General features: G+C 72.6%; 18 protein-coding genes, 1 tRNA gene and 2 pseudogenes. 11 read left to right on the forward strand and 10 right to left on the reverse strand.

Going from position 1 to position 21,115, the window contains the following annotated elements:
- Positions 1–98: 98 nt before the first annotated feature.
- The 8 genes and pseudogenes from ABTY20_RS06700 to ABTY20_RS06735 all read left to right on the forward strand — a co-directional run.
- Positions 99–269 (forward strand): annotated as a pseudogene (locus ABTY20_RS06700) (SCO3242 family prenyltransferase); the annotation flags it as partial.
- Complete coding sequence (locus ABTY20_RS06705; protein ID WP_351995883.1) at positions 266–1,210, forward strand: sugar phosphate isomerase/epimerase family protein; 945 nt, start codon at positions 266–268, stop codon at positions 1,208–1,210. The pseudogene ABTY20_RS06700 and the gene ABTY20_RS06705, both read left to right, overlap by 4 nt.
- Positions 1,207–1,947, forward strand: coding sequence for an EboA domain-containing protein (locus ABTY20_RS06710; RefSeq protein ID WP_351995884.1), 741 nt, complete (start codon positions 1,207–1,209; stop codon positions 1,945–1,947). The genes ABTY20_RS06705 and ABTY20_RS06710 overlap by 4 nt, the downstream gene beginning before the upstream one ends.
- Entirely contained in the window at positions 1,947–2,837 is an 891-nt protein-coding gene (locus ABTY20_RS06715) for a TatD family hydrolase (protein WP_351995885.1), read from the forward strand. The genes ABTY20_RS06710 and ABTY20_RS06715 overlap by 1 nt, the downstream gene beginning before the upstream one ends.
- Positions 2,838–2,840: 3 nt before the next feature.
- Complete coding sequence (gene eboE / locus ABTY20_RS06720) at positions 2,841–4,010, forward strand: metabolite traffic protein EboE (protein ID WP_351995886.1); 1,170 nt, start codon at positions 2,841–2,843, stop codon at positions 4,008–4,010.
- A complete protein-coding gene (locus tag ABTY20_RS06725) occupies positions 4,007–5,386 on the forward strand; it encodes an alkaline phosphatase family protein (protein ID WP_351995887.1) in 1,380 nt (459 codons plus the stop codon). Before eboE ends, ABTY20_RS06725 begins: the two co-directional genes overlap by 4 nt.
- Positions 5,387–5,501: 115 nt before the next feature.
- Positions 5,502–6,701 (forward strand): sugar phosphate isomerase/epimerase family protein, encoded by a 1,200-nt coding sequence (locus ABTY20_RS06730; protein WP_351995888.1) that lies wholly within the window; start codon positions 5,502–5,504, stop codon positions 6,699–6,701.
- Between the two features lie 251 nt (positions 6,702–6,952).
- Positions 6,953–7,037: transfer RNA gene (locus ABTY20_RS06735), tRNA-Leu, on the forward strand.
- A 619-nt stretch (positions 7,038–7,656) separates the two neighbouring features.
- On the opposite strand, the gene ABTY20_RS06740 is transcribed toward ABTY20_RS06735, so the two are convergent.
- The 8 genes from ABTY20_RS06740 to ABTY20_RS06775 all read right to left on the reverse strand — a co-directional run bounded on the left by ABTY20_RS06740 (position 7,657) and on the right by ABTY20_RS06775 (position 17,033).
- On the reverse strand, positions 7,657–9,108 hold the full coding sequence (locus tag ABTY20_RS06740) for an HNH endonuclease (protein ID WP_351995889.1): 1,452 nt from the start codon (positions 9,106–9,108) through the stop codon (positions 7,657–7,659).
- Between the two features lie 197 nt (positions 9,109–9,305).
- Positions 9,306–9,470, reverse strand: coding sequence for a hypothetical protein (locus ABTY20_RS06745; protein ID WP_502991755.1), 165 nt, complete (start codon positions 9,468–9,470; stop codon positions 9,306–9,308).
- A gap of 557 nt (positions 9,471–10,027) precedes the next feature.
- A complete protein-coding gene (locus ABTY20_RS06750) occupies positions 10,028–12,559 on the reverse strand; it encodes a tetratricopeptide repeat protein (RefSeq protein WP_351995890.1) in 2,532 nt (843 codons plus the stop codon).
- A gap of 159 nt (positions 12,560–12,718) precedes the next feature.
- A complete protein-coding gene (locus tag ABTY20_RS06755) occupies positions 12,719–13,132 on the reverse strand; it encodes a hypothetical protein (protein WP_351995891.1) in 414 nt (137 codons plus the stop codon).
- 442 nt (positions 13,133–13,574) lie between these two features.
- Positions 13,575–14,447: a class I SAM-dependent methyltransferase gene (locus tag ABTY20_RS06760; RefSeq protein WP_351995892.1), complete on the reverse strand. Its 873-nt coding sequence runs from the start codon at positions 14,445–14,447 to the stop codon at positions 13,575–13,577.
- Positions 14,448–14,575: 128 nt separating this feature from the next.
- A complete protein-coding gene (locus ABTY20_RS06765; RefSeq protein ID WP_351995893.1) occupies positions 14,576–15,175 on the reverse strand; it encodes a helix-turn-helix domain-containing protein in 600 nt (199 codons plus the stop codon).
- A 182-nt stretch (positions 15,176–15,357) separates the two neighbouring features.
- The gene (locus tag ABTY20_RS06770) at positions 15,358–16,008 is read right to left on the reverse strand and encodes a LysE family translocator (RefSeq protein WP_351995894.1); all 651 of its coding nucleotides are present in this window, start codon (positions 16,006–16,008) and stop codon (positions 15,358–15,360) included.
- Positions 16,009–16,202: 194 nt separating this feature from the next.
- On the reverse strand, positions 16,203–17,033 hold the full coding sequence (locus ABTY20_RS06775) for an SAM-dependent methyltransferase (RefSeq protein ID WP_351995895.1): 831 nt from the start codon (positions 17,031–17,033) through the stop codon (positions 16,203–16,205).
- 428 nt (positions 17,034–17,461) lie between these two features.
- Between ABTY20_RS06775 and ABTY20_RS06780 the strand changes: the two genes are divergently transcribed.
- From ABTY20_RS06780 to ABTY20_RS06790, 3 genes are all read left to right on the forward strand, one after another.
- Positions 17,462–18,361, forward strand: coding sequence for a GNAT family N-acetyltransferase (locus tag ABTY20_RS06780; RefSeq protein WP_351995896.1), 900 nt, complete (start codon positions 17,462–17,464; stop codon positions 18,359–18,361).
- A 328-nt stretch (positions 18,362–18,689) separates the two neighbouring features.
- Complete coding sequence (locus ABTY20_RS06785; protein ID WP_351995897.1) at positions 18,690–19,274, forward strand: NucA/NucB deoxyribonuclease domain-containing protein; 585 nt, start codon at positions 18,690–18,692, stop codon at positions 19,272–19,274.
- Positions 19,275–19,406: 132 nt separating this feature from the next.
- Complete coding sequence (locus tag ABTY20_RS06790; protein WP_351995973.1) at positions 19,407–20,084, forward strand: DUF6461 domain-containing protein; 678 nt, start codon at positions 19,407–19,409, stop codon at positions 20,082–20,084.
- Positions 20,085–20,212: 128 nt separating this feature from the next.
- Here the strand turns inward: ABTY20_RS06790 and ABTY20_RS06795 are convergent.
- Positions 20,213–20,482 (reverse strand): annotated as a pseudogene (locus ABTY20_RS06795) (hypothetical protein); the annotation flags it as partial.
- Positions 20,389–20,835, reverse strand: coding sequence for a hypothetical protein (locus ABTY20_RS06800; RefSeq protein ID WP_351995980.1), 447 nt, complete (start codon positions 20,833–20,835; stop codon positions 20,389–20,391). The pseudogene ABTY20_RS06795 and the gene ABTY20_RS06800, both read right to left, overlap by 94 nt.
- Positions 20,836–21,115 lie beyond the last annotated feature (280 nt).

Below are 21,115 nucleotides of genomic sequence, written 5' to 3' on the forward strand. Positions count from 1 at the left end.
GCGCGGGGGTGCGCGACGGGGCGGGCCGGAATTGAGGACCGGTTCGCGCCAGGAGCGCAAGCTGACACTGAAGTTCAGCCTGAAGAAGCGGCCCGGCCCCGCTCACCCAGCGCGCCGTCGGCGGCGGCATCCGCGCCACCGTCCCGCTCCAGGCCGCACTCGCCGCCCGCTCCGGCGCGACCGTCACCCCCCTCCTGATCGCGGCCCTGGCCCCGGCCGGCCGGATGTTCGCGAGGAGGGCCGCCATGAGGAAGGTGAGCATCACGTGAGCCGGAACCCGGACCAGGGCACCCGCACCCCCCTCCGCTTCGGCTACGGCACCAACGGCCTCGCCGACCTCCGCCTCGACGACGCCCTCGCCCTCCTGGCCGACCTCGGCTACGACGGGGTCGGCCTGACCCTCGACCACATGCACCTCGACCCGCTCGCCCCCGACCTCGTCGCCCGCACCCGCCGGGTGGCGCACCGGCTGGAGCGGCTCGGGCTCGGCGTGACCGTGGAGACCGGCGCCCGCTACGTGCTCGACCCCCGCCGCAAGCACGGCCCCTCGCTGCTCGACCCCGACCCGGACGACCGCGCCCGCCGCGTCGACCTCCTCCTGCGGGCGGTCCGCGTCGCCGCCGACCTCGGCGCGCACGCCGTGCACTGCTTCAGCGGCACCGTCCCCGACGGCACCGACGAGGACACCGCCTGGAAACGCCTCGCCGAGACCCTCACCCCCGTCCTGGACGCCGCCACCGCCGCCGGCGTCCCCCTCGCCGTCGAGCCCGAACCCGGCCACCTCCTCGCCACCCTCGCCGACTTCCACCACCTGCGCCGCACGCTCGGCGACCCCGAGCCCCTCGGCCTCACCCTGGACCTCGGCCACTGCCAGTGCCTCGAACCCCTCCCGCCCGCCGACTGCGTACGCGACGCCGCCCCCTGGCTGCGCCACGTCCAGATCGAGGACATGCGCCGGGGCGTCCACGAACACCTCCCCTTCGGCGACGGCGAGATCGACTTCCCGCCCCTCCTCGCAGCCCTCGCCACCACCGGCTACCAGGGCCTGACCGTCGTCGAACTGCCCCGCCACTCCCACGCGGGCCCCCACTTCGCCGCCCACTCCCTCCCGTTCCTGCGCCGCGCCGCCGGGCGCGCGGCGACCGCCGCCCCCTCCGCCCCACCGCACGGCGATCCCTCCGCCACCCCCGAAGGGAGCAGAACCCCATGACCCGCCCGCACGCCGCACCGGCCACCCCGGAGGCGGACACCACCGGCGGACCGGCGACCCCCGGTGACGGCACCACCCCCGCCCTCACCCCGCCCGCCGAACTGCGCCGCCGCCTCGACGAGCGGCTGGGCGGAGCCGCCCGCGCCTGGCTCGACCAGGCCCTGGACGAGGCCGCCGCCCACCCCGGCACCCACGGGCCCATCTCCGTGTGGGAGCTGCGCCTGGCCGAGGCCGGCCGCCGCTGCGGCCCCGCCCACGCCGACGCCGCCCGCGTCCTCGTCCTGCACGCGGCCCGCGCCGACGCCGACACCCTGACCCGGGTCTACTTCCAGGGCACCGCCGACGAACGCCGCGCCGTCCTGCACGCCCTGCCGCACCTCCTGCCCGACGGCCCCGACGCCCTCCCGCTCGTCCAGGACGCCCTGCGCACCAACGACACCCGGCTGGTCGCCGCCGCCCTCGGCCCCTACGCCGCCCGGCACCTCGACGCCCACGCCTGGCGGCACGCGGTCCTGAAGTGCCTGTTCACCGGCGTCGCCCTCGACCACGTGGCGGACCTGGACCGACGCGCCCGGGGCGACGGCGAACTCGCCCGCATGCTCCGCGACTACGCCGCGGAACGCGCCGCCGCGGGCCGCCCCGTCCCCGAGGACCTGCACCGCGCCCTGGCCCTGACCGGGTCCGCCCCCGCCACCCCGCCGCACGGCACGGACGACCCCCACGGCAAGGAGTCCTGATGCGCATCTTCGACCCCCACATCCACATGACGTCGCGCACCACCGACGACTACGAGGCCATGTACGCCGCGGGCGTCCGCGCCGTCGTCGAACCCTCCTTCTGGCTCGGCCAGCCCCGCACCTCCCCGGCCTCCTTCCTTGACTACTTCGACGCCCTCCTCGGCTGGGAACCCTTCCGCGCCGCCCAGTACGGCATCGCCCACCACTGCACCCTCGCCCTGAACCCCAAGGAGGCCAACGACCCCCGCTGCACGCCCGTCCTCGACGCGCTGCCCCGCTATCTCGTCAAGGACAACGTGGTGGCCGTCGGCGAGATCGGCTACGACTCCATGACCCCCGCCGAGGACACCGCCCTCGCCGCCCAGCTCCAGCTCGCCGCCGACCACGGCCTGCCCGCCCTGGTGCACACCCCGCACCGCGACAAGCTCGCGGGACTGCGCCGCACCCTGGACGTCGTCGAGGAGTCCGCGCTCCCCGTCGACCGGGTCCTGGTCGACCACCTCAACGAGACCACCGTCAAGGAGGCCAAGGACAGCGGCGCCTGGCTCGGCTTCTCCGTCTACCCGGACACCAAGATGGACGAGGAACGGATGGTCGCGATCCTGCGCGCCCACGGCCCCGAGCGGGTCCTGGTGAACTCCGCCGCCGACTGGGGGAGGAGCGACCCCCTCAAGACCCGCAAGGTCGCCGACCTGATGCTCGCCGAGGGCTTCACCGAGGACGACGTCGACCGGGTGCTGTGGCGCAACCCCGTCGCCTTCTACGGACTCAGCGGCCGCCTGAACCTCGACGTCGACGCCACCGACGCCACCCACGAGGGCAACTCCATCCTGCGCGGCGCACCGAGAGACGAGCCACAGCCGGCCGGCGCCCCCGCCACGGAGGCGTGAGCCATGCGCTTCCGCCACCCCGACGGCTCCACCGTCCACCTCGCCTACTGCACCAACGTGCACCCCGCCGAAACCCTGGACGGTGTCCTCACCCAGCTCCGCGACCACTGCGAACCGGTCCGCCGCCGCCTCGGCCGCGACAGGCTCGGCATCGGCCTGTGGCTCGCCAAGGACGCCGCGCACGCCCTCGTCACCGACCCCGCCGCCCTGCGCGGACTGCGCTGCGCACTCGACCGGCGCGGCCTGGAGGTCGTCACCCTCAACGGCTTCCCCTACGAGGGCTTCGGCGCCGAGGAGGTCAAGTACCGCGTCTACAGACCCGACTGGGCCGACCCCGAGCGCCTGGAGCACACCACCTCCCTGGCCCGCGTCCTCGCCGGACTCCTCCCCGACGACGTCACCGACGGCAGCATCTCCACCCTGCCCCTGGCCTGGCGCACCGCCCACGACGAACAGCGGGCGGAAACGGCCCACGCCGCCCTGCGCACCCTCGCCGAACGCCTCGACGCCCTCCAGGAACTGACCGGACGCTCCATCCGCGTCGCCCTGGAACCGGAACCCGGCTGCGTCGTCGAGACCACCCGCGACGCCATCGCCCCGCTCACCGCGATCGCCCACGACCGCGTCGGCGTCTGCGTCGACACCTGTCACCTCGCCACCTCCTTCGAAGACCCGCACACCGCCCTGGACGACCTCACCCGGGCCGGCGTGCCCGTGGTCAAGTCCCAGCTCTCCGCCGCCCTGCACGCCGAACAGCCCCACCTCCCCGAGGTCCGCGAGGCCCTGGCCGCCTTCGCCGAACCCCGCTTCCTGCACCAGACCCGCACCTCCACCCCCGCCGGCCTGCGCGGCACCGACGACCTCGACGAGGCCCTGGCCGGTGGCGCCCTGCCCGACACGGCGCCCTGGCGCGCCCACTTCCACGTCCCCCTGCACGCGGCCCCCACCGCGCCCCTCACCTCCACGCTGCCCGTCCTGAAGTCCGCCCTGACCCGGCTCGTCGGCGGCCCGCACCCCCTCACCCGCCACCTGGAGGTCGAGACCTACACCTGGCAGGCCCTCCCGCCCGAGCTGCGCCCCCGCGGCCGCACCCAGCTCGCCGACGGCATCGCCGCCGAACTCACCCTGGCCCGCGACCTCCTGACGGACCTCGGCCTGAAGGAACTGCCATGACCGACCCCACCCCCCTGCTCGTCCTCGACGTCGTGGGCCTCACCCCCCGTCTCCTCGACCACATGCCCCACCTCAAGGCGCTCGGCCGGTCCGGCTCCCGCGCCCCGCTCGGCACCGTCCTGCCCGCCGTCACCTGCGCCGCCCAGTCCACCTTCCTCACCGGCACCACGCCCTCGGAGCACGGCATCGTCGGCAACGGCTGGTACTTCCGCGAACTCGGCGACGTCCTGCTGTGGCGGCAGCACAACGGCCTCGTCGCCGGCGACAAGCTCTGGGACGCCGCCCGCCGCGCCCACCCCGGCTACACCGTCGCCAACATCTGCTGGTGGTACGCCATGGGCGCCGACACCGACATCACCGTCACCCCCCGCCCCGTCTACTACGCCGACGGCCGCAAGGAACCCGACTGCTACACCCGCCCGCCCGCCCTGCACGACGAACTCACCGAGAAATTCGGCACCTTCCCCCTGTTCCACTTCTGGGGCCCCGGCGCCGACCTGGTCTCCAGCCAGTGGATCATCGACGCCACCCGCCACATCATGCGCACCCGCCACCCCGACCTGACCCTGTGCTACCTCCCTCACCTCGACTACGACCTGCAGCGCTTCGGCCCCGACGACCCGCGCTCCCTGCAGGCGGCCGCCGACCTCGACGCCGCCCTGGCCCCGCTCCTCGACGACGCCCGCGCCGAGGGCCGTACCGTCGTCGCCCTGTCCGAGTACGGCATCACCCGCGTGAACCGGCCCGTGGACATCAACCGCGCCCTGCGCCGCGCCGGCCTCCTCGAGGTCCACACCCAGGACGGCATGGAATACCTCGACCCGATGGCCTCCCGCGCCTTCGCCGTCGCCGACCACCAGCTCGCCCACGTCTACGTGCGCCGCCCCGAGGACCTCGACGCCACCCGCGCCGCCCTCGACGGACTGCCCGGCATCGAGCAGCTCCTCGACGACGAGGGCAAGAAGACCCACCACCTCGACCACCCGCGCGCCGGCGAGCTGGTCGCCGTCGCCGAACCCGACGCCTGGTTCACGTACTACTACTGGCTCGACGACGACCGCGCGCCCGACTTCGCGCAGCTCGTCGAGATCCACCGCAAACCCGGCTACGACCCGGTCGAGCTCTTCATGGATCCCCTCGACCCCTACGTCAAGGTCAAGGCGGCCACCGCACTGGCGCGCAAGAAGCTCGGCATGCGCTACCGCATGGCGGTCGTGCCCCTGGACCCCTCACCTATTCGCGGCAGCCACGGCCGCCTCCCCGCGAGCGACGACGACGGTCCGCTCCTCATCTGCTCCACCCCCCACGCCCTCGGCGACCGCGTCGCGGCCACCGACGTCAAACAACTCCTGCTCCGGCTCGCCGGACTCGGCTGACGCACCACCCGGCACGGCACCCGAGATCCGACTACCGAGAGTGAAACACACGGCACTGACAACGGCCGGTCCCGGCGGCACCGGAGCCGGCCACGACCGAGAAGGCAGGCCACTCGTGACCCCGTACTCCGACCCCTCCCGCACCGAGGCCACCGCCGCCGACGCCCCGGACGAGGGACTGCGCCGCGCCCTCGGCGTGGACCGGCGCCGCTTCCTCAGCACCTGCACGGCCGTGGCGGCCGGAGCCGTCGCGGCCCCCGTCCTCGGCGCCGCCCCCGCCCTGGCCCACGGCCGGGGCGGGGGCCACGACCACGACCACGGACACGGGCGCGGGCAGGTGCTCGTCCCGCCGCACAAGCGCGGCATCATCCTCTACACCGTCCGCGACGCCACCGCCCGCGACCCGCTCGCGAGTGACCTGCCCTCCGGCTTCCGCGAGGTGTTCAAGCAGCTGGCCCGCCACGGCTACCGCCAGGTGGAGTTCGCCGGCTACAACCAGCACGCCAACGCCCCCGGCGGCGCCAGCCTGGAATCCGTGGCGGGCGCCAGGCTGCTGCGCCGCTGGCTCGACGACTACGGTCTGCGCGCCCGGGGCAACCACGGCTTCATCCCGTCCTCCTGGCCGCTGACCACGGCGGACAAGGACACCTTCAAGAAGCACCTGGAGATCGCCAACATCCTCGGCATGGACCACATGGGCACCGGTGGCGACCCCACCGGCAGCCCCTACCGCGCCGACTGGGACGTGGCCGCCGACAAGTGGAACGCCCTGGGCGAGATCGCCCGCCGCGAGGGCGTCAAGCTCTACACCCACAACCACGACAGCGCCTACGGCTTCCTGCTCGACGGCGGCCCGCTGGACGACCAGGGCCGCCCCACCCGCAGCTCCGGCATCCGCAAGCTGGAGTACTTCCTCAAGGTCACGGACCCGAGGCTCGTCTGGCTGGAGATGGACATCTTCTGGGCGCACGTCGCCCAGTACAAGTTCCACACGTACACCGCCCACGACGGCTCGACCAGGAAGAACGTCTTCGACCCGGCCGGCCTGGTCGCCCGCCACAACAAGCGCTACCCGCTGTTCCACGCCAAGGACGGCGTCGTCAGCACCACCAACGGCATGGGCTACGACATGGTGCCCTTCGGCACGGGCGTCATCGACTACACGACGTTCTTCTCCCGCGTCGGGCAGCGGAACTACCACAACCCGATGGTCGAGGACGACAACTCCCCGAGCGCCACCGACCCCGCGCAGTCGCTGCGCGAGGCCAAGATCAGCTACGACAACCTGGCGGCCCTGCGCAAGCGGCGCCGCTGACCGCCCGCCCGGCCGGCCGACCCGCCGGGCCGGCCGGCCGAACGGCGCCGGCCCTCCCCGCGCCACCCGCGGGAAGGGCCGCCGCCGCGCGGGCTCCCGTCCCGGTGCACGTGACCGCCCGGACACGCACCGTGCACCCCGCCCACCACCGCCCGGAGGCACGGAAAACGCAGGTGAAAGGCGCTGCGAAACCTTGGTATGGTTGTCCATGTCGCCACGGGGGAACACCCCGCCGAGGCGGCAGACACCTAGTCCGGGTGGCGGAATGGCAGACGCGCTAGCTTGAGGTGCTAGTGCCCTTTATCGGGCGTGGGGGTTCAAGTCCCCCCTCGGACACACAAGCGCCCCACGTGGCCCGTTTTCCGGGCAGGGACGATCGGCACCCGCATCGGCTTCCGGCCGGGGCGGGTGTTCCGCGTTCGGTCCTTCTCCCCGGTCTCCTCCTTCCTCCGATGTCCGCCGGCCCCGTGGCTCGTCAGTCGATGCTGATCCTTCCTGCTCGGGGTGCGTCCGCGGCCGGGGTCCTGGGCGCGGAGTCGTGGACCGGGGTGATCTCCTGGTCGCGGAGGTGGGCGATGGCCTGCTCGATCGTGGGAGGAGGCGACGCCGGACCGGTGGCCGGGACCGCAGCCGGGCGTGTTGATGTGGCTGATGAGGCGCAGGTGCAGGGCGGGGTGGGGAAGCGCCTGGTCTTCGCGTATGGAGGCGTTCGGTGTACGTGCCGGATGGGGGCGGGTGGCGCTGGTGTGGCCGTGGCGGCGTGACCGGAGTGCCGACGGACCCAGTGGGGGCCCATGCGGCGCCCGCAGACGTCGCAGCACAGCAGCTTGGTCAGCAGGTGTGTCCGACCCGGTCTCGGCTCTCGGCGGGGGCGGATCTGCTGAACGGCGGTGAAGTCGGCCCCGCCGACGAGAAGGCTTGGGGACTCCTCGGGGTCACGACATCCACGGACAGCTCACCGATACGTCTTCGGCGGAGTCGCCTTCCACGCCCGGTCGAGGGAGTCGTCCCAGGTGCCGTCCCGGTCGAAGCTGGCGGCCCGGCAGCCACGGGACATGGGCGCCGCAGCACTATGGCGCCAGGGAGCGTCCCCGATCCGGGCTATCGCGTGACCACAGTACCGACAGACCGCATGCCCCGTCACCTCATCAGCCAGCCTCTCGAACTGTGCCGTGCGGTCCGCGACCTCCTCCTTGATGCCCCGCAGCACCTCCGCGGCACTGGAAACCCCCGTGGAAGCGATGATGTCGCGCACGAGTGCCGCCGCCTCGATCGCGATCTCGGCCCGCCGCGCGGCATCGACCAGACTCCGCGCGTCACCATGGCTCGGCGACTTGCGCACCGTCCGTTCCGACAGTTCGACCGACGGATGGCTCGACACCGCCGGCGGGTCATCGCCGACCTCACGCTCAGCGGCCCCGTCGCTCAGGCGTCTGCGAGCCACTTCGAAGGCCCATGCCTCGGTGGACGCCTTCTTGGCGACGTTGAAGTGAGTACTGGTCGCCGCCTCCATCACGGTGTGGAACTCATCCATCAGTGCCCCCCAGTGGTAGCCGCCGGCGAAGTCCTCCGGGCACCAGCCGTAGTGACGCACGAGTTCGTCCCGGACTCGGTCGAAATGGCGCAGGCTCTTCCGCACGGGTCCGGACGTCTCGATGTGGAGGCCGACGAGTTCCGCCTTCGCCAGCATCTCCGGTGGTACACCCTCCCACTTCATATGCCCGTCGCGTTCGCAGGCGTAGTCGACCCAGGACCAGAACGCTTCAGCGTCCGCGACATCGGGCGCCTCACGGTGGTGACGCGGACAGAGGAGGGCGAAGTTCCGCACATCGTTGGAACCGCCGAGGGACTCCGGAACTACGTGGGCTCTCTCCACCGGTGCCTGCCAGCAGATCAGGCAGATCGGCTCATCGAGACCGAGGTAGTCGGCAATGGCTCGGACCGGAGGTCTGGACCGGCGCTGGTCGGGTCGGCCGTCCCGGTTGCGTACACGCAGCTCGCGGTGGTCGTAGGCGTTTGCGCGGTCGGGGTCGCGTATGTTCAGGACATCGGGGACGTCCTCCCGCTGTGGCTCGGGGTTCCTCGCCCGGTAGAGCGGTGTACTGATCTCCGTTAGATACGGGATGAGGAATCCCAGCAGGAAGTCCTGGATGATCTCCAAGGCATCGGCGTCGTAGCCGCCGGCGGAATTGCGGTGTCCCTGGACATCGAGGTAGAGGTGGCGCGGAGCGCCGGGACTGGTTGCCGCGGCCTTCTTGAGGATGGAGAAGATGCGGGTCGCGCACTTGGTGAAGTCCTCTTCCACCCGCATGTCGTGATACAGCGCGACCCCCTTCGGCTCCGCATCGGCTCCCGACCCCGCGGGGGAGCCCACGTTCCTCATCGAATTCCGTGGGTTCTCGTCCATGCGCGCACAGTAGACACCACCACTGACATTGACAGGGGCCGGTTCGCGCAGCGCGATGCGGTTGCGGAACTCGGTGAGAGCCTGGATCCGTGCCGGAGTACGGCACCGCCCCGCTTCCCGGACCCGCCGCGGCCCCTCACGGGCGGTCCGCCTCCACGATCCGCCGCAGGAAGCGCCGGGTGCGGTCCTGCCGCGGGTCATCGAGAACCTTGTTCGGCGGTGCCGCACACCAGCGGCAACCGCAGGTTCTGCCGGAGCCCTTTCGGGACCTGGGGGAACGCCTCGCGCGCGTACCGGCCGTCGAAGAAGGTCTCCCCGGCGCGCGGCGTGGGGAAAGCGGTGCCGACCGGCAGGGCGGACACGGTCCGTGTCTTTGTCGTGGGCACCGGCGTCCCCGCACGGCCGCGATCCGTACAGGTGCGGGGCGGTGGCCGGGCGTCAGGTGCCGGGCGGGCGCCCGCCCGGCGGCTCGCCCTGGAGGGCCGCGTCGAGGGCACGGGAGACCTCGTCGGCCCTCGCGTGGTCGCCGGTGCCGTGCAGGAGGTCGACGAGGAGGAGATAAGCGAGGGCGAGTTCCTGTCCGAACGTGGCCGGTGCCCGCTCCGCGAGCCCCTCGTAGAGCCGGATCGCCTCCTGGGCGGGCTCGAACGCCAGGGGGAGTTCCGTGCCCGCCGTGACGCGGATGCTCGCCTGCGCCAGGAGGACGGCGGCCAGGGCGGGGGCGGCGGCCGGGTCGGCCCGCCCGAGCGTTCGTACGAGCCGGGTCGCCTCCGCGTTGTGCGCCAGGGCCGGGCCGAACTCTCCCAGCTTGGCTTCGGCGAGCGAGACCAGGTGCAGCGCGTTCGCCAGCTCGTGCCCGTACGACTCCGGATCCTTCCCGGCGAGGACCCGGTACTGCTCGACGGCCTGGGTGAGCAGGTCACGGCCCTCCGGGAACCGTTCCTCGGTGAGGCACCGGTCCGCCCGACGGACCAGGAGGGCGGCCGCCAGGGCGTGTGCGCCCTCGGGGGGGCACCGAGATGTGGCGGACTCCGTGCCGGAGGGCGGCCCGTCGCAGTTCGGCCGGGGCCGAGGTGTCGTCGAGCTGTTCCTCGAGCCGTCGGCTGGAGTGGAGGGCTTCGGCGAAGCGGTCCCGTCGCACACCGGCCAGGTCGGTGTACAGCTCAGTGGCCTCGGCCGCGGCGCCGGCCGCGTGGTCGGTGTCGGCCCGGAGCGCCTCGCGGACCGCCGCGTATCTATGCAGGCTCTCCGCCAGTCCCGGCCGGTGGGAGGCCGGATCGGTCTCGACGAGTCGTCGGTGGATCGCCACCGACTCGGCGGTGGCGGCGAGTGCCCGCTCCGGTTCGCCCGTCTGCAGGAGCATCATGCCCAGATTGCCCAACGCGGCGCCGCGGGCCGCCTCGGCCTCGTGGGTGACCAGCTCGTCGTCCCGCGGTCGGCAGACCTCGACGGCCTCCTCGGTGGCCTTCACCGCTTCCTGCCGCCGCCCCACCTCCCACAGCTGGCCGCCCTGGTTGACCAGGACCCTCGCCAGCACCGGCCCGTGCGTGGCGGGAAGAGCCGAGGCCAGCGCACGGTAGGCCTCGACCGCCGACGTGGTGTTCGTCAACGCCTCCTCGTACCGGCCCAGCGCGGCCTGGGAGTTGCCGAGACCGCCGAGGGCGATCGACAGCCCCTCGGCCTGGTCGAGCGAGTAGTCGGCGGGGTCGAGTCGACGGTGGATCGCGAGGGCTTCCCGGTATTCGACCACCGCCTGGCGATGGAGGTCCGCCGAGGACAGCCGGGCGCCCAGTTCGGTCCGTAGCCGTGCGCGGGTCGCGGCGTCGTCGGTGCGGGCCAGCCGGTCCTCGGTCAGGCGCTGGGCGAACGCGGCTACACCGACGTCGAGCTCGAGGCTGGGGCCGACGGGGAGGTGGGCGCCGATCGCTTCCAGCAGGGCGCTGTCGAGGAAGTCGAGTCCGGCCAGCGCGATGAGCACGCCGTTGCCGCCCCGTACGGCGAGCCAGGGATGCGCACGGAGCACCCGGCACAGTCGCTCGGCCATGTGGGGCCAACGGCGCGCGGTCTCGATCAGGGTGGTCAGGGCCGGGGGGACCCAGGCGAGGGCGGAGTCCTGCGGGGTACCGGACAGCAGTTCCGCCACCGCCTCGTCCGCCCACGGATCGGCCGGGTACGCGGACGTGTGTCCGGGGGTGGAGAGCGCGAGGAAGTCCTCACCGAGGCGGTCCGGACGCAGCGGTTCGAGGACGGTACCGATCACCGTCGGGGGATAGCAGAGCCCGTGGTCGGTGAGGACCTGGTCGGGTGCGGCGGAGTGCACGCCGATCTTCCGCAGGGCCCGCAGGCCGGCGCGGTGGGAGAGCGGACCGGTGAGCGTCGCGGTGTAGACGGCACGGGCCATGGTGTCGGGGCCGGTGGGGAACAGGCGGTCGAGCCCGCGGTGCAGCTCCTGCCAGTGGTCGCGCTCGCGGGCGAGGAGGAAGGAGGAGACCTCCGCGGGCTCCGTGGGGGCCGCGGTCCCGTCGAGGTGGGCGAGGACGGCGGTGAGCGCGGCCATGTGCACGCTGAGCACCAAGCCGTACTCCTCGTGCCGCAGGAGGGCCGCGGGCGGCGGCACCGCTTCCGGGTCCGGCACACCGAGCCGCTCGGCGAAACCGGCGCGCGCCGCTTCGAAGAGGTGTGCCCGGTGGACCGGGTGCGGTGCGAGCGGTCCGAGCTCCCGGGCGTCCGCGAGCACTCCCAGGTCGCGGTCGATCCGGTACCGGAGGACCTCCCACCACTGGCCGGCCGACCGGGAGAGCAGGAGCACCCGGACGAGGACACCGGGTACGTGGAGGTCCTTCAGCAGGGTCACCAGGTCGGGCAGGTCCCACCGCTCGGCGTAGTCGACCACCACCAGGGTTCCGCGGGCGCCCGCCACCGGTTCGGCGCCGACGGCCGACGCGGAGAGGTCCCGGCGGTGACGGGCGGCCAGCACGGACCATCCGTCGGCCGACCACAGCCGTGCGGCCTGCGCGGCCAGCCGGGACTTGCCCTGCCCACCGGGACCGTGCACCAGTCGGACCGCCGGCCCGGGACCGGAGTCGTCGTCGCGCCACCGGCGGAGGCTCTCCAGTTCCGTCCCACGGCCGGTGAAGGGCACCACCGCGTGGCCCGGGCCCAGCAGCAGACCGGGGCGGGCACGGGCGTGTCCGGGCGGCACGGCGGGCGGCTCGGCCGACCACGTCGTGAGACGGTACGGGGCCGGCGCGTCGTGGACCGTCATGTCCCCGGCGGCGACGTAGGTGCGGCCGAAGCCGCTGGACGCGGCCGTGATGAACACTCGGGAGCCCTCACCGCCCGCGGACGCGGAGGAAGGGGCCGGGGGCGGAGCGGCGCCGCCGGTGCGCCGGTGCGACGACGGCGGACGCCCGTCGTCCGGCGTCTCCTTCGGCACGTGCGGATGCGACACCTCGGCTCCTCTTCCCGGGCGGGCCGTTCCGACGGTGGACGGAGCGGGGCGTGCGTCGAGCAGGGGACGTCATCCCGGCCGGCGTCCGCGCCGAAGCGGTGGATCGCTTCTCGTGTCCATCCGGTCGGAACGGTTCCGCGACGGCGGGCGCCGGCGTGCTCAACCTGTGATGCGCTGGTCGCGTCCTGCCACAAACATCCGGGAATTCCCGGAGGCGTTCGCATTGATCACGGTCGACGCGCCGTCGGCCCGCGTGTGCGCCGCCATCGCGGGTGCCAGGTCCTCGGCGAGCAGTCGCCGCAGCTCGTCGGCCAGGGCGGGGTCCTCGGACAGCAATTCCTGAAGCCGCAGCCGCCAGGTGCCCGCCAGAGCCTCCTCGGTGTCGGTGTCCCCCGCGTTCCGGGCGATGAGGAGCCGGGCGCGGACGGTGGCGAGTTCCGCCCCGACGGTGCCCGCCTGCTCCGGGCGCACGCGCTGCCACAGCGAGACCAGGGCCGCTCGGGCCCGCTCCCAGCCGTCCGTGGCCATCGCGGCGACCAAGGCCGACCCCGCCGACACCACGATGGGATCCATCGCGCCCTCCCCCCTTTTTTTTGCCGATCACACGACTGAGCAACTCAGAGACGAGAGTAGGCACTTCCGTGACGTCTTGATGCCTTTTCGGCGACACCGGGGGAAAGGCGCCGGGGTACCGCGCCCCGCCACCCCGCTTCGACGGGGTGCAGGCGTGCACCGGCCGACGCGCGGACGCCGGCCCTCAGGGGGCGCTCCCACCCCGCGCGTTCCCTCACCGACAGGCCGTCTCGACGGTCCGCCGCGGGGGCGGACGCCGCCCGCGTCCTCAACGGAATCGGGGAATCCTCAGGGCTGAGGAAGTGTCCGGGCACGCTGGTCCGTGAGGACGCGGCTGTCCCTCTTGCCCCCCGGACTTCCGTCGGGACGGGGTCGAGGAAGAAGCACTGGGCCGCCTTGAACTCGCTGGCGGGCCCGCTCCGGCGGGCGGAACCGTCCGGGGTCAGGTGCGGCGGGCGGCCCAGACGGTGCGCTCGGTGCGTACCGTCAGGTCCTCGCGACGCAGGATGCTGTGCGGGCCGCCGGTGTCGAGGAGCCGGTCGAGCGCGGTGAGGTCCTCGGGGGGGAGCGCGTCCGCGACGGCGCCGCGGACGCGCCGCAGGACACCGGTGGCGTAGCGGCCGACCGCTCCACCGCGCGAGCCCTCGAGGCGCACGGCGACGGTGCGCTGCCCCTCGACGGTGAATCCGGCGGCGGTCAGCATCGGGCCCCAGTCGGCGCCGCGGTGGGGCAGGTGCGCGGCTTGGCGGCGGTCGGCCGCGGCGTGGACGCGCTCTTCCAGACCGGGCCGGTCCTCGGGGGCGTTCTCGGGCAGGAAGCGGGGGTGACCGGCCAGTTCGACGACGGCGAACAGGCCGCCGGGCGCGAGCGCACCGTGAACGGCGCGCAGTGCGCGGTCGGGACGGGTCAGGTGGTGCATCGAGGCCGACGCCCAGACCAGGTCCGGTGAGCCGAGGCCGGGCCAGGCGTCGTCGTCGAGGTCGGCCCGCACGGTGCGCACGCGTTCCTCGACGCCGAGGGTGCGCGCCTTGACGCGCAGACGCCCCAGGTGTTCGGCGGAGGCGTCGACGGCGGTGACGTGCGCGTCGGGGAAGCGGTCGAGGAGGGCGAAGGTGCCCGCGCCCGTGCCGCAGCCCAGGTCCACGATGTGGTGCGGGGCGGTCCGCAGCGGCAGCCATGCGGTGAGGGAGGCGGTGTGCTCGGCGAGGACCTCGGCGTCCAGGTCGAGGATCTCCGCCTGGTCGTCCGCCGCGCACGCGTGGTGGTGACCGTGCGGAGCGCCGTGGCGGGGAGTGTGGGTGTGGGTGTGGCTCATGCCCTTCACGCTAGGACGGGTATGCGCCCGCGGCACGAGGCGTCCCGGTTTGCGCAAGACGAGGGGCGGGGGCGTTGCCCGACGCGCAAGGGGCCACCGCCGGGGAGGGCCGTCGCGTGGTTCCACCGTCACCCGGGAGCGTCCCGGGTGACGTCGCCGCTGTCGCTCTGGTGGCCGCGGCGGGCTTCGCGGTCGAAGATGCCCAGGATCTCGCAGGGTCCGCCGTCGGCGCCGATCGCGTGCGGCATCATCGTGGGGAACTCGGCGGCCTGATGGGTCTCGAGGCGGAAGCGGCGGTGACCGAGCACGAGGATCGCCGTGCCGGACAGGACGACGAGCCATTCGCGCCCCGGGTGGGCGCGCATCCGCGCCGGGTTCTCGGGGGGCGGTTCGGTCATGCGCTGGCGCACCACGCTCATCCCGGGGTCGGCCTTGACGGTCCAGCGCATCCGGCCGTGGGCGCCGTCGATCGTCGGGCTGGTGACGACGTCCTCGGTGGCGGTCTCCACGAGCTGATCGAGTGTGGTGCCCAGGGCGCGGGCGAGGGTGACCAGCTGGTCCAGCGCGAGGCGGCGGCGGCCGTTCTCGATGCGGCTCAGCGAGGACTGACTGAGGTGGGCGCGGGAGGCCAGCTCCTCCAGGGACCAGCCCTGCGCCACCCGCAGGGCGCGGATGCGTTTGCGCACGAGGCTGTCCAGATCTCCGTCTTCTTGCGTCATGGGCAACATCGTATGCCTGAGAAGCAAGGCCGGCTCAGCATCGTGTGCGGACGGTCCGCAGTGTCCGGCGGCCCGGGCCCCGCCCACCCCTTTCACGCGGCGACCGGTCCCGCACCGGCGTCGGCACGGAATCCCCCGACCACGATCGCGGCGGCGGAGGGCGCTCCTGCCCCTGTCCACGACGCTCGTGGTCAACACCCCTGGTCCGCCCGGCCGGTGGCGGCGACCGTTACGCCGAGCCCGATCATGGCCATGCCGCCGGCACCGCCCACGAGCGACATCCGGCGCGGGGAACGGCCGAACCAGGACCGCGCGGCGGAGGCCGCCAGTCCCCAGACGCTGTCGGACGCCAGCTGGAGCAGTGCCCCGGCCAGTCCCAGGAGCAGGATCTGCCCGACGACGTGACCCGCGTCCCGGTCGACGAACTGCGGGAGCACGGCCGTCAGGAAGACGATGCTCTTGGGGTTCGTCACCCCGACGGTGAACCCCTCCCACGTCTGCCGGAGCGTTCCGCGGGCGACGGCCCGCGCGGCGCCGGGTTCCGGGGCAGGCGTGCGGCTGTGCCGGAGCGCCTGGACACCGAGGAAGACCAGGTACGCGGCCCCGGCGATCTTGATCACGCCGAAGGCGAGGGCCGACCTCGCCACCACGTTCCCCACCCCGAACGCCACGGCGACGACGAGGGCGTAGCCGCCGAGCGCGTTGCCCAGCACGGAGGCCAGCGCCGCCCGGCGCCCGTGCGCCAGGGCCCGGCCGACGACGAACAGCACGCTCGGCCCCGGGATCGCGGACAGCAGCAGGGACATCGAGCAGAAGGCAGCCAACTGGTGAAGACCGATCATCGTTGAATCATCGCCACCAGTCCCCCGGGGAGGGAGAGGGACCATCGTCCTACTCCTCGAGCCGTGGCCCGCACGCGGGGCGGCGGCCTTCCCGCCGCCGGTGTCGTCCAGGAAGCCGGCGCACGGTCGGGTGGAGCGGGGCTCCGGTGCGCCGGGGCGCGTGGTGCGGCCGGACGTCGCCCCTCGTCGGGCCGCTACGCCTTCCGGGCGAGCCCGGCGACGATGAGGCGTTCCCAGACGGTGAGTTCCCGTTGCGCGCCGTCGGCGCTCCACGGGTCGGCGGCCGTGTCGGGACGCCACAGGGGTGCGGGGACGATGCCGGGGTCGAGGATCTCCAGGCCGTCCAGCAGGGCGGCGATCTCCTGGTCGGTGCGCCACCGGCCGCGGCCGAAGGTTTGTTGGAGGACCCGTTCGGCCTCCGCGGTCTCCGGGTTGTCGCCGGAGCGGAAGTGGCTGACGAAGAAGTGGCTCCCGGAGGGCACGTGGTCGCGCCAGTGGCGGACGATGCCGGCCGGGTCCTCCGCGTCGTTGACGTGGTGGAGGACGGCGCTGAGGACGACGGCGACGGGGCGGTCGAAGTCGATCAGTTCCAGGGTGTCCGGGTGGGTGCGGATGCCTTCGGGGTCGCGTACGTCGGCCCGGACGACCCGGGTCCGGTCGTTCTGCTCCAGCAGCGCACAGCCGTGGACCAGCACCTGGGGGTCGTTGTCGACGTACACGATCCGGGACTCCGGGGCGTGCCGCTGCGCGACCTGGTGGACGTTGTCGGCGGTCGGCAGACCACTGCCCAGGTCGATGAACTGCCGCACGCCGGTGGTCGTCACGATCTGCGCGATCGCCCGGGTCAGGGCCGCGCGGTTGGCGAAGGCGACGGCCACCGAGCCGGGGAGGTCCCGGAAGAACACGTCGCCGACCTCCCGGTCGACGGCGTAGTTGTCCTTGCCGCCGAGCAGGTAGTCGTAGACGCGGGCGATGCTGGGCCTGGTGGGGTCGATGGAGGGGCCTTCAACCGTCATGAGGGGCATCCTCTCCCGCGACGTCGTCCGCCCAACGGCGTTCCGGGATCCCGGGCGGACGGATTCCGGGGTCGCGTAGGCCCCGGTTCGCGGCCGCGAACCGATCCGTTCTCACGAGTCGGGACGGAAACCGTTCGCTGCGAGCCAGGACCGGATCCCTCCTGCCTCCCGTGGATGCCCGAGCCCAAGGAGCAGGTCCACTTGCAGACTCAGCACAGGGAACGCTTGACCACATCAATCGCGGGTCAGGGCGTAGGAAATCCGTGGACGGGCCCGCGGTGGATCACTTAGTGTGTGGCTCCACGCCCTGAGACGGATGGAAGGAGGCGAGTGCCGTGCGGTTCACACCTTTCCAGCGCTCCCTTTTCCGCTGTCCCGGCGTGGTTCGTGAATTCTGACCGGGAGCGCTCCAAGCAGCCTGTATCCCGGAGGAATCCATGACCGACGCGGTCATCCGCGCGCTCTCCGCGAGCGACGCGCATCTCTTCGACGCACTCTCCGACCCCCTGGGCGCCCGTGAAGGCCATCGGCGTACCCGGTTCCGCCCCGACTGGAAGCGCGTCGCCCTGCGCGACGGCGAGGTCGTCGCACGCGGCGCGTGGTGGGGCGGCCCCGATGACTCGGAGCCCGTCAACATCAACTGGTTCGACGTGGCCGAGGGCGAGGAGGAGGCCGGGGCCGAGCTCCTGCGCTCCGCTCCCTGGCAGGTCGAACTCGAGATCAACCTGCCCGGCGGCTGGCGGGACAAGCCCGACCTGCGATCCGCCGCCGAGGCGCGCTTCGCCGCCGCACGAGCCGCCGGATACGAACTCCTGGTGGAACGCTTCCTGTACCGCTGGACCCCGGAGCGAGGTCTGCCCGAGCGGCCCGGACGCCTGCGCTTCAGCGCCGAACCCGACGACACCGTGTTCTTCGACGCGTTGCGCCGCATCCACTCCGCCACCCTGGACGCCCACGCGCTCAGGGCCATCGAGGAGGGCGGCCTCGACCAGGCCGCCCAGGAGGAACTCGACTTCTTCCACTGGTGCCCCTCCCCACGGGCGTGGTGGCAGATCGCGCACACGCCAGAGGGTGACCTGGCCGGCATCCACATCCCGGCCCACAACCCCTCCGGACCGACCATCGGCTTCATCGGAGTCGTCCCGGAACAGCGCGGTCACGGCTACGCCTACGACCTCCTCGCGGAATGCACCCACTTCCTCGTCGAACAGGGCGCGGAGTTCGTCAGCGGAGCGACGGACCAGGGCAACTTCCCCATGGCCGCGAACTTCGCCAAGGCCGGCTTCCCCATCATCAGTGAACGCATCAACTTCCACCCGGCGGGCCAAGCGGCCTAGGGCCTTTCGTTTGGATCATGTCGGCGTCGCGGGGCTTGGCACGCGCATCTGCCGCGTTGTCGTCAGTTGCCAACGCTCCGCGTTGGCGCCCTCCTCCGCCTTGCATCTGCACGCACCAAGCCCCGCTCGGGTCGGCCACGACGCACCGTCGGTCGCGGCCGACCTGATCCAAACGAGAGGCCCTAGCGAGTCGAGTTGTTCCCCGACCAACACCCGCCCCTGGACTGGGACGAAAACCCTCGTCCAGGGCGCAGAGGCATCCGGATCGGTCACCTGCACCAGCAATCCGGCTTCCGGGATGCGGGACAACATCCGCACCAAATGCCACATGTACATCACCGCGACGGGCACCACCCCCACCAAGCCGAACGTCGGTTGGGAGCTCCCGTACCAGGCCGATCTTCGCTGCGACGCCGAGCTCACCACACCCGGCTGCGTCTTCTCCGACATTCGCGCCGGCCTCGCATACTCGCTGTCCGATCCGAAGCACGCTGCGGCTTCGGCGGCTTACAGCTTCGCTCAGGGCCGCCTGCGCGACTGGGCCCCGCTGACTCGGGCGGACGGCCTCAACACAGCCAACCGGAAGCGGACCTGCGAGGAGGGAAGCAGCGACTCGTTCGTGCATATGTACGATGAAGTTCCGGGGGACACATGTGACGAGTTCCCCTTCGCCGGCTCCCTTGAGGGAGGGACCGACGGCGCTCTGTGCGCCGACATCATCCCGCGGTACGAGGACGGGGAGTGGTGGATCCATCCGGCTCGGACTGACAAGCCGTTCACCTATGAAGAGCCGTGCGTGCGTGCTCATGTCTCCGGGGAGGCCAATTCGTCTGCCGGCGGCAAGTACGGTGCGCTCGTGAAGAGCGCGCGCATCCCCGACATCGAGAAGTACAACGTCTCCGTCATCGAGTGACAGAGGAGACAGCAGCACTACGCCGGGGCCCCGAACATGATGTCCGGGGCCCCGCCCGGCAAACCCCGAGGGGCACCAGTGAAGAACTCCACCACCGGGCCATGGGCATGGGCCGGGGATCCGCGCGCCGTGATGTGGTGCGTGACCATCACCTGTGGCATCACTCCTGAGGAAGTGCTCGCCCGCTACGGAGCCGACGCCCGCACCGCTCGGCTCCTCACCCGGCAGCAGGCCGCCCAGCTGGCCGGTGGCGACCTGCCGGAGGGTTCGGTACTGCGGGCAGGGCGGGCGGGTGACTGGTCGTTCTGCTTTGAGGACCACGGGGTCATGGGGTGCATGTCCGGCCCGTTGTCCGCGCTGTCCCGCGACACGGAGACCTTCAGCGTACTGCGAGGCGGGGACGGCATGAACGGCTTCGCGTACTGGCGGGACGGACAGTGTGCCGAGCGGTTCGAGCCGGGCGCCGCCGGCACCAAACCGCGTCCTCCACATCCCTGGTGGGATGCGGTGCAGGGGCGGCTCGACGCATCGGGCGAAGAGTTCCCCGGCCTCGTCCCGGTACTGGAAGCGACAGCGCGCCACACCGGGGCCGTACTCGACACGGGCATCCTCGACGGGCCGCTGCTCACCCTGCGGCTCGATGACAGCGACCTCACCCCCGCCCCTCGAACTCCCCAGCAAGCACCACGGCCTCCCAAGGGCGTGCGAGGCGTCCCCGCCCGGCCTGGACCACCCCCGCCACCCACCATGAGGCAAGCCGTCGACGTCCCCGTCACCCGGCACACCCATGCTGTCGAGGAGGAGGGGTAGAGAAGCAGGCCCGTCCGGGCAGGATCCTGCCGAACGTGGTGCCTGCGGTGGCGCCGGGCAAGGACCGTCTGACCGATGTCCGCACGTTACGGGCCGAGTCAGCGGAGTTCGGGCCAGCAACCTCCGACTCACCTGGCCTTGAGTCGGGCCCTGTCTCCGTGGAGTCGGCGGATGCGGTGGTTCAAAGGGTCGTGCTCGGGCCGGGGCAGGCCCGGCATGGCGGAAGGCAGCGGTCCCGGCCTCGGCACCGGCCCCCTGGCCGCCGACTGCGGAGAGCGGGAGCGGGCTGCGTGCGGGCGGGCACTCAGCGGCCGACGAGACATGCCCAGGCGGCGCCCGATCTCGTCGTGGACGTCGTTGCCCGCGCGCGGCCCGACCGCGACGACATGGAAGGTGCGGTCGCGGACGTGGTGCAACTGGTTCTCGATGCGTCAGTGGCCGCGGATCCAGGCCGCGAGTTCGCTGCCACTGGCCGCGCCGGGTTGCTGTCCGGCTTGCGCCGTTCCCAGCGATTGGGACGACGGATGACCACTCCCGGCACGCCGCCGGACCCGGTGAGCCGGATCAGCGGTGTTCCCGGCAGCCGATCGGGGGTGGTCTTGTCCTTCAGGCCGCCGACGCCGGGAACCATGCCGCTGGTGTCCGCAGCCCAGCCCTCGGGGATGGCAAGGGTGACGCCGGCTGTCTCCCCGTACGCCTCGACCGCCATCTTCGTGAGGCGGCACCCGACCCGGGTGAAGTCGACCTTCACCCCCCCCCAAGCCTCCGTGAGCGATCACGTGCCCGGGAACCTCCCGGCGTCCGGGGCCTCGAGACGCGCCGTACATGCCGCCCTTGAGCACCGGCGGCGGCAGGTCCTCGGCGGAACTCGGCCTGGCCGGGTCGGCCGTCAGGACGGCCGACCCGGCGTAGGGCTTGGACTCCAGCGCCTGCTCCAGGCACGAATCCAGCTCATCGAGGGCGATTCGCCCTTCGGCTGCCGCATCGCGCAGTTGCTCCACCCCTTGCTTCCCGGTCGTCGTGGGAGGCGC

It is taken from the genome of Streptomyces sp. NPDC126497, from assembly GCF_040302425.1.
In the GTDB taxonomy this organism is placed as follows: domain Bacteria; phylum Actinomycetota; class Actinomycetes; order Streptomycetales; family Streptomycetaceae; genus Streptomyces.